Raw genomic sequence first — 14,721 nt, forward strand, 5'->3', positions numbered from 1 at the left:
AACCATAGCAGTTATGGCTTATTTTTCTGTGATCCAAGCTTTTCTTAGCAGTTGTACACCGAGAGTAATTTCCTCCATTTTTAATTTACTAAAGCCTAATTGAATAATTGGCACAGAACTTGGCTGTTGAAGAAAATATGGGCTTGTAGGATAGACCTTGACTCCGTAGTGTTGAGCATTTTGAATGAGCTGCTCTTCTGAACATTGAGTTTGCACCTTCACTAATAGATAAAGTCCGGATTGTTCTCCAAGTATCGTAATTTTTTCTCCGAACTGTTTGTCAAGCTCCGCTACAAGCGCATTTATTTTATGTTTATAGGTGATACGCATTCTTTTAATATGTCGAGTCCATTCACCTTGTTCCATGAATTTCGCCATTGTTAATTGATGTAAGGACGAGGCATTATGTTCGAAATGAGCAAAGCGTTCTTTATATGGCTGTACAAGTGTCCTTGGTAGCACCATATAGCTTAAACGAATAGCTGGTAAAAACGATTTTGAAAATGTCCCCAGATAAATCACACGTGACTTGTCGAGTGAGGCGAGAGCAGGAAATGGCTGTTGCGTATAACGAAATTCACCATCATAATCATCCTCAAGTATAAAGCCACCAACTTTTTTAGCCCACTGAATTAAGGCTTGCCGTTGCTGAATGCTCATGGAAACGCCGTATGGAAAATGATGAGAAGGTGTGACATAGATTAAGCGCGAATGTAGGTGCTTTAAATGCTCAAGCCTTGCACCGTTTTCCGACACAGGTAAAGTTTCAATCTGAAAGTCATGCAGCTTGAATGCTTCTCGTGCACCGTTGTAGCCAGGGTCTTCTAAAATAACACTTGGGAAATCCTGCTTTAATAAAAAGCATAGATAAATTAACATTTGTTGCGTGCTACTACCGATAATAATGTCCTCTTCATTTACATGAACGCCACGAGCTTGAAGCAAATAATGTACAAGCTGCTCTTTTAGAAATGGCTCACCGAAAGGGTCGCCATATTCATAGCATCTTTGTAAAGGTAACACTTGATTAGCCATTTGCCGCCATATTTTTAAAGGGAAATGTTGTTGATCGACTGCTCCAGCTCGAAAGTCAATGAGGACATCTCGACTGTTCGTTTTCATTTCTTGAGTAAGGCTCGGCTGTTCCTCCTGAAGGAATACTTTTTCAAACTCATTCACGAAATAACCCTTTCGTCCCTCACCACGTATGTATCCTTCCGCGACGAGCTGCTCATAGGCAGTTAAAGTTGTATTCCGACTGACATGTAAAGTTTCGGCGATTCTTCGAATAGAAGGAAGGGAATCATTAGTTTTCAATCTTCCTTGTTCGATTAACCATTTGATTTGCTGATAAATTTGTTTATATTTTGCCTCTTCGTCTGTAAATAAGAAAATAAAATCCTCCATAAAGTCCCTCCTTGACATGCTGGAATGTAGAGAACTGTTTCTTTTTAAATGTCAGTTTGTTTTTTATCATAATACTAGAATTACATATTAAAAGAAATGGGGAGAATCGAGAATGGAGATTTGTAAAGTAACCTTAGCAACAGTTGGAGATGTAGTGCCATTATTTAACGCTTATCGAGAATTTTACGGTCAACCATCAGATTTAGAAAAGGCTGAGCAGTTTCTGATGGAGCGTTTAAATAAGAGGGAGTCAGTTATGTTTCTTGCTTATCTAGATGCGCAGCCAGTTGGTTTTGCCCAGCTCTATCCTATTTTTTCATCTGTGGCATTGAAACAGTCGTATATTTTAAACGATTTATTTGTGGCAGAGCATGCTAGGAAACAAGGTGTAGCACAGAGCCTAATTGAACAATGTTATTCTTACTGTTTACAGAAGGATGCACGTTATATAGCTTTAGAAACAGCGACAGACAACGTTCGTGCTCAAAAATTATACGAGAAGCTCGGAATGAATATAGACGATGGCGTATTTCATTATATTAAATATTGGTAAGAGGAGTTTCGAAAAATGACTATAACAATCAAACACTTAACAACTCAGCAGGAGTGGATGGAAGCATATTGCGTTATGGTGCAGCTTCGTACGGAATTAACAGTGGAAAAATACCTCCAATTATTAAAGGAAATGACTCAAGATGGCTATATGTTATTTGCTTTATACGAAAATAAGAACATTGTGGCTGTCGCCGGATTATGTTGGAGAGTCAATTTTTACAGTGAACGCCATATTTTTGTCTATGATTTAGTAACGGATGAGGCTAATTGTTCAAGAGGATATGGTGAAAAATTATTGCATTATCTTCACCAATGGGGCAAAGAAAATGGCGCACACTATATTGCTTTAGAGTCTGGTATTCAAAGGGGGAGTGCACATCGCTTTTATGAAGATCGATTAGGTTATGAAAAATGGTGCTATTCTTTTCGAAAAGCATTGTAAAGGTGTAGTGAATAATTTATTGAGCAAAATCCAAATAAAGAGTGAAAGCGACTAGAGTTTTTCTAGTCGCTTTTTAAATATTTATATAATGATTAACATTCAATATTTATTCATAAAAGATAATTATTTAACGATTATCATTAATTTTATCTTGATTTCAACACTGCCATTTAATATGCTTTATATGAAGAAGGACGCAATATAGAGCACAGACGATGATTTCCGCATGAAGCCGCGGAAAAGCGGGAGTTAGCGGCGGAATTTGCATATTAAGCGGCGGAAAAGAGGGAGTTAGCGGCGGAATTTGCACATTAAGCGGCGGAAAAACAGGAGTTAGTGGCGCAACTTGCACATTAAGTGGCGGAAAACAGGAGTTAGCGGCGCAACTTGCACATGAAGCGGCGGAAAACAGGAGTTAGCGGCGCAACTTGCACATTAAGCGGCGGAAAAGCAGATGTTACCATCGAACTTCAAACATCAACCAACGATTCCTGAAAAACTTCTTATGATCATTTGTCATTCTTCATGTAAAACATTTTGAACAGGGGGAAAAATGATGGTTTTGGAAAGTATAATAAGTGCAATGATTCAAGTCATGTTATTTTCAGTTATACCGTTTATTTGGTGGTTTTTCTCAGCAAGAAAAGAACAAACATTTTTAAGATGGCTAGGCCTCAAAAAGCCGGTCATTGAAAATAAAAGGAATTATTTTGTATTGTTATTATTCATTATTGTTTTATTTCATGTGCCGCTTTATTCAATTACTTATTTCTACTTAGACAGTTCAATCTTAGCGTCCAATCGTTTTACAGGGATTGGTATTTCTGGGCTCATACCAGCCTTTTTCTATGCAATTGTACAAACAGGATTGTCGGAGGAGCTGTTTTTCAGGGGTTTTTTACTGAAAAGATTCATGCATAAGTTTGGCTTTCAAATTGGAAATATCGTACAAAGTTTACTATTTGGTATTTTACATGGATTGATGATGTTTTCATTTATACCTTTTGGAGTTGTCGTGTTAGTTGTGTTGGCAACCGCGTTTGTAGGGTATTTAATGGGGTGGGTAAATGAACGAAAATCCAATGGCTCTATTCTAACAAGCTGGGGTATACATGGCTTTGCCAATTTGTTTGCCTCCTTAACGGCAATGTTTAATATGTTCTAAAGGCTAAGCTCATTTGCATTTCGTCATTTTCGATTGCATAATAAAGCAGAGGCGTGATAGAAATTCAATTTTTTTGTATTAACTTCTTTTAGTAGCTGAAAGAAATTAAAGGCTCCGGCGGATGTCATGGAATGAAAAGAAGTTCTTAGAGGATGTTAGCCTAAAGATTATCGCGGCCATGCGATAACGGCTAACTGACCTGTGTCAGTGCTGCCGCTACGCTTTCGCGCAAAAACATCGTCTTGCCTTTGCACTAAGCCGATTCCGGGCGCAATTTTGCTGAGGCATAATTGATTGGGAGGGCGTATGATCACTGCGATATGCCGTTATTATAATATAGCATTTACGCCTTTTTTCGTTGATTATCACGTCGCCTCATTAGCTATACTATTAATAGGTATTATTGAAACAGAAATACTTAATAGACGAAAAAGGAAGGGACGAGCATAAATGTCGGAATGGCCAAAGGGAGTATCAAAGCCTGCTATACGAGCATTGAATGCGGCAGGGTATACACAATTAGAGCAATTGGAAAAGGTTGATTTATCAACGTTAAAAAAATTACACGGGATGGGACCGAAAGCGCTAGCAGCCCTTGAAACGGCGCTGAATGAAAGTAGGGAGCATAGTGAATAAACTATCATTATTTTTACTGGCAATGGTGGTCTATTATATCTTTGTTGTTTTGGTGATTAGCAAGTTATTTATTATTCCTCTCATGAAATTTATGGCGCTTGTATTCTTTCTTGGAGCAGGCTTTATTTTTTCTCGGAAAATGCGAAGGAAACTACAATAGGAGGAATTATGAAAATTACAAAACTAGTTATATTTTATTTAATCATTTTTATGTTGGCACTAGTACTATCACTAGCGGGGGTTAACGTAAAAATTTCACTTGGCATTTTTATCTTAATTGCCATTGCAATGATTTATAGACATATACATATTTTATTCTGGACTAATAATATGAAATGGGTGGATAAGTTAGTCAAAGGACGCAAGAAGCATCCTTTTTTTGCTTACCCTTATGCAGTTGCTTATGGGACAAGAGTGGACTTGATTCATTCCCTAGACATAGCTATTGAAAAATATAAGCAGCCAGCTATAAAGTATAACTATAAATTTATAAAGGCAATACTGGAAGAAAATTTAGAGGAAGCAAAGGATGCCGCTAATAAAATCAATAAAGAGCCATTAACTAGCTATGCAAAATGCTATATCGCTGCACTTGAAGGACGAACAACTGACATGCGAAGCGATCAGCTTACACAGCCATGGATGCAGCCAGCAATTGAAGCGGTTTATGCGTACGAAGTGAAGAATGAAGCAGACCTTCATCTTTATATGCAAGAAAGCATTGAATTGGCTCGCGGTGTACAAAAATATGTGTTAATACATACATTTGAAAAAATGAAAACGGATCTGTGAAAAATAGGCTACTTGATGCTTTTGGGTGTCAGGTTGCCTATTTTTTAATTTAAGAAATTTACACTTAACATACAAATCTTGTTTACTCATTCGTCTAATATAGTAAGAGAGGTGAAAAGATGGAGTTTGATGAGCTTTATGAACAATATTTTCAACGCATTTATCAATTTATTTACTATATGGTTTCGGATCCAAGTTTAGCGGAGGATTTAACGCAGGAAACATTCATTCGAGTTTATAAAGGACAGTTTAGAAATGAGGCTGCTATGGACACTTATATAAGGAGAATTGCACGAAATCTTGTTTATGACACCTATCGAAAAAAAGCACTTATTAAATGGCTTCCATTTCAAAGAAAACATGAAAAACGGGAGACACAATATGTGCCACATGATTGGATCATGCAGTCTGAAGAACGTCGGCTATTGTATGAGGCAATTCAGTTATTAAAGCCTGAATATCGAGAGGTTCTAATTTATAGAAAAATCGAAGAGTTATCTTTAGCCGAAACTAGTGAAATATTAGGATGGTCTACAGTGAAAATTGCAAATACCCAGCGAAGTGCTATGAAAGCTTTAGAGAAAAAACTAGGAGGTGATGACTTTGGATTTAAACAATCGACTGAAGGAACTCAATAAATTACCAGAGGATCAGTACATAAAGAATCGCATTTACGAACGGATTCACCGCAAGGAGAAAAAAGGTTTACCGATTTGGAAGGAAGGTGCCTTACTTTTTACGATTGCCATGATTACTCTATTTTTTATCATGCTACCACAAAGTTCTTCATCACCTCAGACAGCTAGTCACCCTATTCAAGCGATTTACATGCATTTCGGAGGAGAAGAAGGGCAATTCTTTGCGCGAAGTTCGAGTTTGTATATGTCTGTGAAAAAGGTCCAAGATCCAACAGTTTTTAGCTTTTTTGAAGACTTAACACAGTATGTCGAAGAGGTAGATGGAAAGTTAGGGAACCATATAACTGATGTAGTCGTTGTCAGGGATGGTCAAGAGGAACACTATCAGATCTCAGATACGGGTATGTTAAATATTGATTCTGGTCAATTTTTTGTTGGGAATTCTGACGTATACGATGAAGTATTTGAAGCATTATACTCTGTAAAAATATTACCTTGGATGTTTATCTTCCCACTGATTATGGTCCCTATAAATATATTCTCTATGTCCTATTATAAACGTCATAATCTACAAGGAATTAAACCGTCGAGGCGTATGTGGGGGCTGATAGTACTTGTAGTTGCGATGCTATCCAGTGTTTTTGCTTGGGCAGCCTGGGTCGGTCCATTGTATAAACCATTAATGATTATGTGTGCGTTTTTATATGGTTTCATTATTTGGCATCATATAAAGCGAGAAGTACAGACATATTCCGTCTATAAAGTAGAAACAATAAAAATAAGTATTATTAGTGCAACACTTGTTTTAATTATTATACTTTATTAATAGTTGTAACAATAAAGCCACCTGTACCTTTTGCGTATGAGACAATTGCAAAGGTATAGGTGGTTTTAATTACCCAACAACGCAGTATTGCAGGGAGGTATCCATTATTTCTTCTTACTCAATAAAATCCCACGAACGACTCCCATTATAAATATAATGCACAGGACAAATAGAAATAAATAAGCATGCCACTGCTGTAAAATACGTGTATGGCCTAAACCAACAGTTAGGTCATTGAAAAGTGAATATGTAAAGTATAAGAGTATACTATTTTTAATGAGGCAAAAGGTTATGATTCCATTTTGTCGCTCTGAATGAGATAGGGTAGGCTTATTTTTACGAAAGATAGGATAAGCTGCTCTAATCTCTAAGTATTGTAAAAGTAAAAATAACAAGAAGGCAATAAAGGGTAAATAAAAAATGGCGATTTTCGGGCCAAATTGGGCATGTTCACCCTTAAAGCTTTGCAAAACTGGGATAGATGCGGGGAGCTTACTGTATTGGATAAGCGTTGCCGTAATGCCAGCTAAAAAAATAGTCGCGACAATAAGCGTTAGCGACTTACAAAAACGCGGTGTAGGTGTTTTTTGTTGTTCAAGCATTCGTTCACCTCATAGTTTATCTTATAAAATAGTAGTCTGTTATACTGTATCATATGAATACCATCATGTGTGTCACAGAAAGGTGGATTAGATGGAATACTTGTTATTTTTACTAATAGGCATTGTTGGCAACATCGTTGGCACGTTAGTTGGAGGAGGAGGGCTAATTACCTTACCGACCATGATGTTAATGGGCGTACCAGTCCATTCAGCAATAGGTGCGAATAAAGTGTCTAATATGGTCAGTGCCTTTTCAAGCTTCTACACGATTTATAAAAGAAAAGAATTGTTATGGTCAGAAATGCGTTCCGTATTACTTGTTTCCCTAGTCGGTGGTACGCTTGGGGGGCTGTTTGCATCGTTTATGAGCAGTCAAGCATTAACGCTGATCGCGATTATTTTATTAGGTTTTGCTCTTATTATGTCCTTTGTAGGTGGGGCCGAGTTTGGGGATAAAGAAAGCTTTACGATGAATCGAAAAAACGGACCGATACTACTTGGGGTTGGTTTTTATGATGGGATGTTCGGTCCTGGTAGCAGTACGTTGGCACTTTATACATATGCACATGAGAAGATTTCTTATATGAAAGCAGTAGGTCTGTCACGTGTAGGCGTTTTTGCGATGTGCTTTGGAGCCGCAATTACGTATATTGCCACAGGTAAAATTGACTGGCCATTAACCATCGTTTTAATGGTTGGTTCGGTCATTGGTGCTCAAATTGGCATTATTCTTGCAAGTAAGGTTAAGGCAAATCAAGTAAAGCTATTGCTACGTATTGTGACAATTGTGCTAATATTACAGCTCGGATATGATTTTATCAAACAGATTTAGGGAGGCGATAGTCATGTTTGAAATTACACCGTATCCATCTTTTTCGTGGTCACTGTCACGTCATAAAACGTTGACAAGCTGCGCACGAAAATATGGCTATGAATATTATTTTTCTCATAATGGTTGGTTAAGTTACAATGTGGAGCCCTATCATCAGCATGTTTATCGCTTGAAAAAGCTTCAATCCATGCCGATTTTATTTGGACAAATCGTCCATCATTTAATAGAGCAATCGATTAATGAGTATTTGCAAACCGGCAAGGCGCCGTCTGTTGCCGAACTAGTAAATCGTGCACGTGGCCAACTTAATGCTGCTTTTATCGATTCTACACGGTATGTAGATTTATGGAGACATAAGCCTAATAAATTTTATATGATGCAGGAAATTTATTACGAAGGGACATTAAATGCTGATCTCGTACAGGACTATAAAGAGCGAATGACAGCTGTGTTTGAAAACTTTCTTAACAGTGAAACGTTCCGGCAAATTACCGCTCAAAAAGGTTCCTTACGAATCGGTGAGCCTGAACAATTTCGTTCCATGAAAATGGAGGGGATACAAGTTTTCGTCGTAATGGATTTGCATTATTATGATGAGATAGCAGACAAGTGGATAATTATCGACTGGAAAACAGGCGGAGAGTCCGATGACGATCGTCAGCAGTTGGCGCTCTATGCCTACTATATACAGCAGAAATATCGTGTATCTCTTGACCAGATTGATGTCTATAATGAATATTTATTGACTGGTAAACGAAAAAAATACGCCTTTACAGCATTTGATATGGACAATATTTTACATACGTTTCAGCGAAGTGTGCTGGAAATGAAAAAATATCAGGCGGATATTTTCTCCAATGAACCAGTGGACTTGGAAGAATTTGAACAAACTCTGGAAAAATGGCACTGTAAAGGGTGTAATTTTAAAGAATTATGTGTACAGAGTTAAGCAAGAAAAGGAACGGGACACGAAAAGGAGAGAAATTATAGAAAATGTCATACCTATCAAGGTGTGGCTTTTTATTTTGTATCATATTTTTTGTTCTAACAATCCATTATATATGTAGATAGGAGGTGTTTTCTTATGGAGTACGAATATACAGTGAAGTTTTACTTTAATGAGGATCGTGAAGAAGAATATAAAATCAAAAATAATATCGAACAAGAAACATTTACAGAAGAAATTTCTAATGAATTCAATGAGAAGCCTTGGTATTCATTTACTGAGACAGAAAATTTTAAAACAATTTTAATTAGTACTATCGATGTTTACAAGGTAGAAGTAGAAAAAAATATTTTGGAATTTGATTAGTCAAATGTACGAAGTCACATCTTTCTAAACAAGGTGTGGCTTTTATTATTATGCTTTGAAAGGATGGAATATACTCTAAAGGCAAAGAGACAGGGTTAATCGACAAACGCTTGTAGAATCAATTCTGTCATAAAGCGCACGAAATATACCAGTGTGCATTCAAACATTTTTTCCTTCACAGAATAAGACAACAACCGTAATGGGATAGATGCTCAAAAAGAGATCTATTATTCAACAAAATGATCATTTGATTCTTATCTCTGTTCTTTAATGACTATATTTTAAATAAAGGGGAATTTTTATCCAAATGAATCTAATTTGAGGTATTATTATAGTAACGGTACCGCTTTGTAGGGAGGGTGTTTAATGAATGATAAAAAAATGGGGATAGTGTTCTCATTTATTTTTGGTGGTTTAGTTATTTTCCTTGTATTTATTCTATTGTCTGTGTCGTTTTTTGGTCAAGAAATACTAGAATTTTTTAGGGATGGGTTGTCAGAGAAATATTAGCTAAAGTTATAGAGCTAAGGGAGAAAATAACTTGAAAAGTAATGATCATCGTCTGCGGGAGATTCACATTTCAGGAGCAGATAGTATGTTTCATTTTGGTATATAACCTTTGTCATGCATATGCAAATGTATATGAATGGTATTTAATGGAAGGGGGATATGAATTGGCTTACAAACAAAAACATATTCCATTTTTGAAACGTCCGTGGGTATCTTCTATTGGTGTATTTGTATTGTCACAGATCATTTTCATTACACTAGAAGCAACGGGATGGATCCCTAATTACCGAGATGTTAGTGGAACATTATTTGGAAGAATTACTGACTCTTCGTTTTTTAGAGAGTGGTTTACTTTTTATGAAACAAAGCATTTCAATTTACTAACTATCTTTTTTGGCATTGTATTTCTAGTGCCTGGAATAGTTGGTGCGATGAAAAGCGTTTTTTCACCAAGGTCTACATAAGTAAAGGCTGTTTCGAAAGAAAGTTTGAGCAATCCTTTAAGAAATGGTACTGTAAAAGATGTTTTCTTGAACAGATTTTCGAGGTGAAAACTTGAAATATACTTGTCCATGTTGTGGATATCTTAGATGAGGAACCGCCAGATACATATGAAATTTGTAAGATTTGCTTCTGGGAAAATGACGGGGTCCAATTTCGTAATCTTGATTATAGTGGCGGTGCAAATGAAGTATCCTTAAAACAAGCACAACGAAATTTTCTATCATTTGGAGCTTGTGAAAAAGAGTACGTAAAATTTGTAAGACAACCAAACAAAGAAAATATAAAAGACCCGAATTGGCGAATTTATTAATGTTGTTTTGTTCGACATAAATAGTAAAAGGTGCTGCTCTATAGTCAACAAGTCTATAGGGGCAGCACCTAAGTCATATTTAGTGGAAATATTTGTCGACACGTTGAAGTACTTCATCAGCAGAAAGTCCATCAGCGTCAATCACAGGTCCTGCCATGACTGGATCGCTAATTCCCATCATATCTCTGTCTTGCCCTGTGATAACACAGGCATCACATTTTTTTGCATCTTCTTCAGTACGAAGTTGAATAACTTCATAACCTTTTGCCTTTAAAGCGTCTTCAACGTTTGTTAATGTTTGTTCTACACCAATTATTTTAGTCATTTTTCTTCCACCTCCTATATGTAATGTGTCATATAGGATTGCTATTTATGCACTTAATTCATTTTTTTGTTATACATAATTAAATTTTAAATGGCGTGAAATGTATTTTCCAGGTTAGGAGTGATTTTATATGGGAAGTCTAAAGCTAAAAATAATTTGTATTTTATTTATTATCGCTTTTATATGGATAATTATGCTACTGAATGCTGGACCACCAAAGCCTGTTGTCTTGTCGGAAGGCAAAAAGGTACCAACCGTTCAAGGTACATATTGTTGGCAAAATTTGTTGAGTAATGAATGTGTGGATAAAATCTCACCACCTGAAATTATCGCTAATAATAAAATTACTCCGTTTTCTATTTCTCCCCAAAGTGAAATTAAAATCAATTTTAAGAAACAACCGATTGATGGAATAGAAGTAGAAAAATGGCTACGTAGCAATGAGGTTGAACAAGTGAAGGTAGATGGTAATGTGTTCTCTGTCCCAAAAGAGAAGGGGACATATATTTATAGTATTTTCGCTAGATGGGACAAAGGAAATGGTTCTTATATTTTTTCTATAGAAGTAAAATGATTAATTAAAGACACATTGAAGTTACTTTCCAATGTGTCTTTCGAAGAATACTTTACCTAAACGGATTGCATAAAGGGGATAAGTTGATCCTCTTGAATGGAATCAACAGCCACTTTATTACGATTAATCTTTTGACATTTTGTACATTGATGAATAAGCTGAAAGCCTTTTTTTCCAGTGTAATCGATTCCAATGGGTCTCATCATGCCTCTACAAGAACTTGCTCGATCTCCAGGAACATTATCCATATGCTTCGAAAATAAACAATTTGGACAATGATTTCGGAAACTGCCGTTGGTTAATGGTTCAACCATTGTACCGCAATTTTCACATTGAAATGCTGTATTTTCATTTTTTCTACTCAATTGCTCTTCCTCCAAAATGTTATTTCAACATTGGAGAAAGGGTTCCGTTTTCTTTTTCTACAATAGTAGTATCAGGCTTTTATAGGGAATTAACCAATTCACCGTCTTGCTCTTCAAAACGATTACTTCTAGTTCCTACTTCACAAAGACTTATTTCATCCTTTGATCCGGACCACGATTGTTTTTGTATTTTTGTGTCAACCACTGTAAGACGGACCGCTCCATCTTCCACTAGTAGGTGTTCTCCTATATTCACTGACTTCGGCATTCGTCCCCTAACGAGCAATTGTTTTGAATAGATGAAATGTCAATTTATCACCCCATATCATTTTCATTCACTAAAAGATTACCAGATAAATTAAATTATTCAAATAATTTTTCGGATTGATGGAGGACCAAAGTTGACTTTAGATAAAAAAAGGGGAATCTCAACAGTCATTTCAATGATTGTGAGACACCCCAAATCTTTTACTTATTGCGGAAGATATTCTTCGCCATTAATGGTTACTTTAGAAGCTGAAATTAAAATTTCTTTATTTGCTTTAAAATATGGCTCTAAAATAGTGTGGAATGCTTCCCATTTCTCTTCAATTTTTGTTTGTTCTTCTTTCTTATCTAGCTTTAAGATTTCTTCATAAAGCTGTTTTAATTGTTTAAGATCCGCTTCACTAACTTCAAAATCAAAGTCAGTCATGTATTCTTCAAATGTTTGAGGTTTTAAGAACTGATGAATGATGTCATAGAATTCCCCAAATAGTTTGTCATACAATTCAGGATTATCATCTTTTTCTGCTTTTCGGGCATCCTCATAAATATTTTTTAGTTTTGCTAAAGTTTCAGCAGGGATATCTACTAACTCAAAGTCTTCCATATATTTCTCAAATGGTAAAGGTGGATAAAGCTCTTCGAAATATGGTTTTAGGATTTTATGAAATTCGTTCATTTTTTCATTAGCTTTTTCTTCTTGGCCATCTTTTTCAAGCTTTACCCATTCTTCATAAATAGCTTGAAGCTGTTTTTTATCATTTTCTGAAATAACTATATTGTTTTCACTAAATTCATAATCCCCCAAATACTCTTCAAATGTTTGGGGCTGCCAATTAGCTAAATAATATGGTCTAGTAATTTTTCTCATCTCTACATAAATTTTACCCAATTCCTCATATTTCTGTTCTGCTTCTTCCATCGCATTATTTTCATATGCTTTTGAAGCTTCTTTTTCCAGCTTTTTTACTTCATTAAACATTTTCTCTAACTTAGTTAAGTCATCTTTTGATACCTCTTTAGGCAAATACTTTTTATATGCTTCGAATGTGTAGAAGTCTAAATAATCCTCTGCTACACTACCTTCAACTGTGATTTCCTGTCCTTCTACTAAGTTCATTTTCTCTAGTTGTTCTTCAGAAAATTTAAAGAAACCGATATAGTAGTTTTTACCGTCCCTACCTTTTAATTCAATCCCATCTCCGCTAATAGATTTAATCTTTCCTGTAATTTGCTGTTCGATTTGTACAGAAACACCATTTGTTGGTTCTACTGAAGTAGCACCTGCTTGTAGTGGCGTAAGAACAGCCATTCCTATAGTTAGTGCTGAAGCAATTATCCAAGACTTTTTAATCGGTACTTTCATTATCATTTCCCCCTTTTTACTTTGGAACCTTGCGTTTCCAATATTTAGACGAATTACCAAATAAAAAGGTTCGTTATTTTTACAAAAAGTTAAATGGTTCAAAACATTCTGTGGTTGTGCTTAGTATAAAAGATGAAAACGTCGTAACATGAAGATTTCAAAAGAATGGCTACCATTTCATTCAACCCCGCAGGTGATAATTTTGTAGGAGGAAATGGAAATCTGGGCTTAATGTTTGTTGTATTTCCGATGTTAATTATTCTTTATTTTTTCTTTGTTTTTTGAAAAGGTACATGAACGTTTTTTAGCGAAAAGGAAACTATTTCAAGCCTGCTATTCAGGGGTGCTTGTGCTGATTTTGAGCATAATGATTTACCGAATCGTATCATTTCAAAATGACATCAATCCATATTTTGACTACGAAATATCCTTTTTCAATCCTTTTTCTAATCATTTATTTTTTAACTTCTGGGTGTTAATAGACTGCCTTTGTGTCACAGGATTTTGCTCATTTTATTAAAGAAAAGAAAGTGAAAAAACAGCTGAATTCATATATTTCAGCTGTTTTTGGTATGGAAATAGTAAAGGATTTTACTATCCTAAAATAAGTTGCTTTCATCCATAACGTCATTTATTCGTTTGATATGTTTTAACTGTAGGAGGAACATAGGCTGCACATTTATCTAATAGTCCCGCAACATCTTCATCAACAAGTAGTGCATTTCGATATTGAGCTTGTAAAAACTGTTCGTTTTGCATATGGTCAAATAACCCAATGAGTAAATCGTAATAATGATTGATATTTAAAATACCACAAGGCTTTTGTAGAAGGCCGATTTGATTCCAAGTGAATACTTCAAATAATTCTTCTAACGTACCAGGTCCTCCAGGTAAAGCAATAAAACCGTCAGCTAGTTCCATCATTTTACTTTTGCGTTCATGCATAGAATTGACGACAATTAGCTCAGTTAAATGCTTATGAGAAATTTCGCGTTCCTCTAATAGCGTCGGAATAACCCCAATTACCTGGCCGCCTTCACGAAGAACTGTATCTGCAACTGCCCCCATCACGCCTACACTCGCTCCGCCATAGATTAAGGTAATATTACGTCTTGCTAATTCTTTTCCTAGAAGAATAGCTCCTTCTTTATATGCCTCAGAAGCACCGATGCTTGATCCGCAAAATACTGCAATACTATCCATAATTAATCCTCCATATCAGATAAGTTTCTTTCCGCATTATAGTGAACTTCTAACCATAGGAGATGATCAATCCACTCTGATGCAAGTTTCACT

General features: G+C 35.8%; 20 protein-coding genes and 1 pseudogene. 14 read left to right on the top strand and 7 right to left on the bottom strand.

What is annotated here, in order from left to right; all coding sequences use genetic code 11:
• Positions 1-18 precede the first annotated feature (18 nt).
• Positions 19-1,407 (bottom strand): MocR-like pyridoxine biosynthesis transcription factor PdxR, encoded by a 1,389-nt coding sequence (gene pdxR / locus MWJ95_RS03035; protein ID WP_249104144.1) that lies wholly within the window; start codon positions 1,405-1,407, stop codon positions 19-21.
• 112 nt (positions 1,408-1,519) lie between these two features.
• Here pdxR and MWJ95_RS03040 point away from each other — a divergent pair, with 112 nt between their 5' ends.
• From MWJ95_RS03040 to MWJ95_RS03070, 7 genes are all read left to right on the top strand, one after another.
• Positions 1,520-1,960, top strand: a complete 441-nt coding sequence (locus MWJ95_RS03040; protein ID WP_249104146.1) for a GNAT family N-acetyltransferase — start codon at positions 1,520-1,522, stop codon at positions 1,958-1,960.
• Between the two features lie 15 nt (positions 1,961-1,975).
• Positions 1,976-2,404, top strand: coding sequence for a GNAT family N-acetyltransferase (locus MWJ95_RS03045; protein WP_249104148.1), 429 nt, complete (start codon positions 1,976-1,978; stop codon positions 2,402-2,404).
• Between the two features lie 553 nt (positions 2,405-2,957).
• On the top strand, positions 2,958-3,569 hold the full coding sequence (locus MWJ95_RS03050) for a CPBP family intramembrane glutamic endopeptidase (RefSeq protein WP_249104151.1): 612 nt from the start codon (positions 2,958-2,960) through the stop codon (positions 3,567-3,569).
• Positions 3,570-4,019: 450 nt separating this feature from the next.
• Positions 4,020-4,205 (top strand): helix-hairpin-helix domain-containing protein, encoded by a 186-nt coding sequence (locus MWJ95_RS03055; protein ID WP_249072254.1) that lies wholly within the window; start codon positions 4,020-4,022, stop codon positions 4,203-4,205.
• Between the two features lie 168 nt (positions 4,206-4,373).
• Complete coding sequence (locus MWJ95_RS03060; RefSeq protein ID WP_249072256.1) at positions 4,374-4,997, top strand: hypothetical protein; 624 nt, start codon at positions 4,374-4,376, stop codon at positions 4,995-4,997.
• A 119-nt stretch (positions 4,998-5,116) separates the two neighbouring features.
• Positions 5,117-5,635, top strand: a complete 519-nt coding sequence (locus MWJ95_RS03065) for an RNA polymerase sigma factor (protein ID WP_249072259.1) — start codon at positions 5,117-5,119, stop codon at positions 5,633-5,635.
• Positions 5,601-6,461, top strand: a complete 861-nt coding sequence (locus MWJ95_RS03070; RefSeq protein WP_249072260.1) for a hypothetical protein — start codon at positions 5,601-5,603, stop codon at positions 6,459-6,461. The genes MWJ95_RS03065 and MWJ95_RS03070 overlap by 35 nt, the downstream gene beginning before the upstream one ends.
• A gap of 104 nt (positions 6,462-6,565) precedes the next feature.
• Here MWJ95_RS03070 and MWJ95_RS03075 read toward each other — a convergent pair whose 3' ends face one another.
• Positions 6,566-7,063 (bottom strand): DUF1648 domain-containing protein, encoded by a 498-nt coding sequence (locus MWJ95_RS03075; RefSeq protein WP_249104154.1) that lies wholly within the window; start codon positions 7,061-7,063, stop codon positions 6,566-6,568.
• 91 nt (positions 7,064-7,154) lie between these two features.
• On the opposite strand from MWJ95_RS03075, the gene MWJ95_RS03080 reads away from it, so the two are divergent.
• From MWJ95_RS03080 to MWJ95_RS03105, 6 genes and pseudogenes are all read left to right on the top strand, one after another.
• Positions 7,155-7,895 (top strand): sulfite exporter TauE/SafE family protein, encoded by a 741-nt coding sequence (locus MWJ95_RS03080; RefSeq protein ID WP_249072266.1) that lies wholly within the window; start codon positions 7,155-7,157, stop codon positions 7,893-7,895.
• Positions 7,896-7,908: 13 nt separating this feature from the next.
• Entirely contained in the window at positions 7,909-8,844 is a 936-nt protein-coding gene (locus MWJ95_RS03085; RefSeq protein WP_249072268.1) for a PD-(D/E)XK nuclease family protein, read from the top strand.
• A 135-nt stretch (positions 8,845-8,979) separates the two neighbouring features.
• Positions 8,980-9,207 (top strand): hypothetical protein, encoded by a 228-nt coding sequence (locus tag MWJ95_RS03090; RefSeq protein WP_249072270.1) that lies wholly within the window; start codon positions 8,980-8,982, stop codon positions 9,205-9,207.
• 366 nt (positions 9,208-9,573) lie between these two features.
• Positions 9,574-9,717: a hypothetical protein gene (locus tag MWJ95_RS03095; RefSeq protein ID WP_249072271.1), complete on the top strand. Its 144-nt coding sequence runs from the start codon at positions 9,574-9,576 to the stop codon at positions 9,715-9,717.
• A 164-nt stretch (positions 9,718-9,881) separates the two neighbouring features.
• Positions 9,882-10,181, top strand: coding sequence for a YfzA family protein (locus tag MWJ95_RS03100; RefSeq protein ID WP_249072272.1), 300 nt, complete (start codon positions 9,882-9,884; stop codon positions 10,179-10,181).
• Positions 10,182-10,272: 91 nt separating this feature from the next.
• Positions 10,273-10,531, top strand: a pseudogene (locus MWJ95_RS03105) (CPCC family cysteine-rich protein).
• A 79-nt stretch (positions 10,532-10,610) separates the two neighbouring features.
• Here the strand turns inward: MWJ95_RS03105 and MWJ95_RS03110 are convergent.
• Entirely contained in the window at positions 10,611-10,856 is a 246-nt protein-coding gene (locus tag MWJ95_RS03110) for a YkuS family protein (RefSeq protein ID WP_249072273.1), read from the bottom strand.
• Positions 10,857-10,986: 130 nt separating this feature from the next.
• Between MWJ95_RS03110 and MWJ95_RS03115 the strand changes: the two genes are divergently transcribed.
• Positions 10,987-11,430: a hypothetical protein gene (locus tag MWJ95_RS03115; protein ID WP_249072274.1), complete on the top strand. Its 444-nt coding sequence runs from the start codon at positions 10,987-10,989 to the stop codon at positions 11,428-11,430.
• Between the two features lie 56 nt (positions 11,431-11,486).
• Here the strand turns inward: MWJ95_RS03115 and MWJ95_RS03120 are convergent, their stop codons facing one another.
• The 4 genes from MWJ95_RS03120 to MWJ95_RS03135 form a co-directional block, all read right to left on the bottom strand.
• A complete protein-coding gene (locus tag MWJ95_RS03120) occupies positions 11,487-11,795 on the bottom strand; it encodes an RNHCP domain-containing protein (RefSeq protein ID WP_249072275.1) in 309 nt (102 codons plus the stop codon).
• A gap of 79 nt (positions 11,796-11,874) precedes the next feature.
• Positions 11,875-12,063: a hypothetical protein gene (locus MWJ95_RS03125; RefSeq protein WP_249104156.1), complete on the bottom strand. Its 189-nt coding sequence runs from the start codon at positions 12,061-12,063 to the stop codon at positions 11,875-11,877.
• 204 nt (positions 12,064-12,267) lie between these two features.
• Positions 12,268-13,425, bottom strand: a complete 1,158-nt coding sequence (locus MWJ95_RS03130; RefSeq protein ID WP_249104159.1) for a hypothetical protein — start codon at positions 13,423-13,425, stop codon at positions 12,268-12,270.
• A 627-nt stretch (positions 13,426-14,052) separates the two neighbouring features.
• Complete coding sequence (locus MWJ95_RS03135) at positions 14,053-14,628, bottom strand: LOG family protein (RefSeq protein ID WP_249104160.1); 576 nt, start codon at positions 14,626-14,628, stop codon at positions 14,053-14,055.
• Positions 14,629-14,721 lie beyond the last annotated feature (93 nt).

The sequence above is a fragment of the Lysinibacillus sp. Bpr_S20 genome, from assembly GCF_023337835.1.
Lineage (GTDB): Bacteria > Bacillota > Bacilli > Bacillales_A > Planococcaceae > Lysinibacillus.

What these genes read in the sequence shown, in the direction of transcription:
- pdxR (WP_249104144.1), bottom strand. Translation starts at nt 1,407, where the DNA reads ATGGAGGATTTTATTTTCTTATTTACAGACGAAGAGGCAAAATATAAA.
- MWJ95_RS03040 (WP_249104146.1), top strand. Translation starts at nt 1,520, where the DNA reads ATGGAGATTTGTAAAGTAACCTTAGCAACAGTTGGAGATGTAGTGCCA.
- MWJ95_RS03045 (WP_249104148.1), top strand. Translation starts at nt 1,976, where the DNA reads ATGACTATAACAATCAAACACTTAACAACTCAGCAGGAGTGGATGGAA.
- MWJ95_RS03050 (WP_249104151.1), top strand. Translation starts at nt 2,958, where the DNA reads ATGATGGTTTTGGAAAGTATAATAAGTGCAATGATTCAAGTCATGTTA.
- MWJ95_RS03055 (WP_249072254.1), top strand. Translation starts at nt 4,020, where the DNA reads ATGTCGGAATGGCCAAAGGGAGTATCAAAGCCTGCTATACGAGCATTG.
- MWJ95_RS03060 (WP_249072256.1), top strand. Translation starts at nt 4,374, where the DNA reads ATGAAAATTACAAAACTAGTTATATTTTATTTAATCATTTTTATGTTG.
- MWJ95_RS03065 (WP_249072259.1), top strand. Translation starts at nt 5,117, where the DNA reads ATGGAGTTTGATGAGCTTTATGAACAATATTTTCAACGCATTTATCAA.
- MWJ95_RS03075 (WP_249104154.1), bottom strand. Translation starts at nt 7,063, where the DNA reads ATGCTTGAACAACAAAAAACACCTACACCGCGTTTTTGTAAGTCGCTA.
- MWJ95_RS03080 (WP_249072266.1), top strand. Translation starts at nt 7,155, where the DNA reads ATGGAATACTTGTTATTTTTACTAATAGGCATTGTTGGCAACATCGTT.
- MWJ95_RS03085 (WP_249072268.1), top strand. Translation starts at nt 7,909, where the DNA reads ATGTTTGAAATTACACCGTATCCATCTTTTTCGTGGTCACTGTCACGT.
- MWJ95_RS03090 (WP_249072270.1), top strand. Translation starts at nt 8,980, where the DNA reads ATGGAGTACGAATATACAGTGAAGTTTTACTTTAATGAGGATCGTGAA.
- MWJ95_RS03095 (WP_249072271.1), top strand. Translation starts at nt 9,574, where the DNA reads ATGAATGATAAAAAAATGGGGATAGTGTTCTCATTTATTTTTGGTGGT.
- MWJ95_RS03110 (WP_249072273.1), bottom strand. Translation starts at nt 10,856, where the DNA reads ATGACTAAAATAATTGGTGTAGAACAAACATTAACAAACGTTGAAGAC.
- MWJ95_RS03115 (WP_249072274.1), top strand. Translation starts at nt 10,987, where the DNA reads ATGGGAAGTCTAAAGCTAAAAATAATTTGTATTTTATTTATTATCGCT.
- MWJ95_RS03125 (WP_249104156.1), bottom strand. Translation starts at nt 12,063, where the DNA reads ATGCCGAAGTCAGTGAATATAGGAGAACACCTACTAGTGGAAGATGGA.
- MWJ95_RS03130 (WP_249104159.1), bottom strand. Translation starts at nt 13,425, where the DNA reads ATGAAAGTACCGATTAAAAAGTCTTGGATAATTGCTTCAGCACTAACT.
- MWJ95_RS03135 (WP_249104160.1), bottom strand. Translation starts at nt 14,628, where the DNA reads ATGGATAGTATTGCAGTATTTTGCGGATCAAGCATCGGTGCTTCTGAG.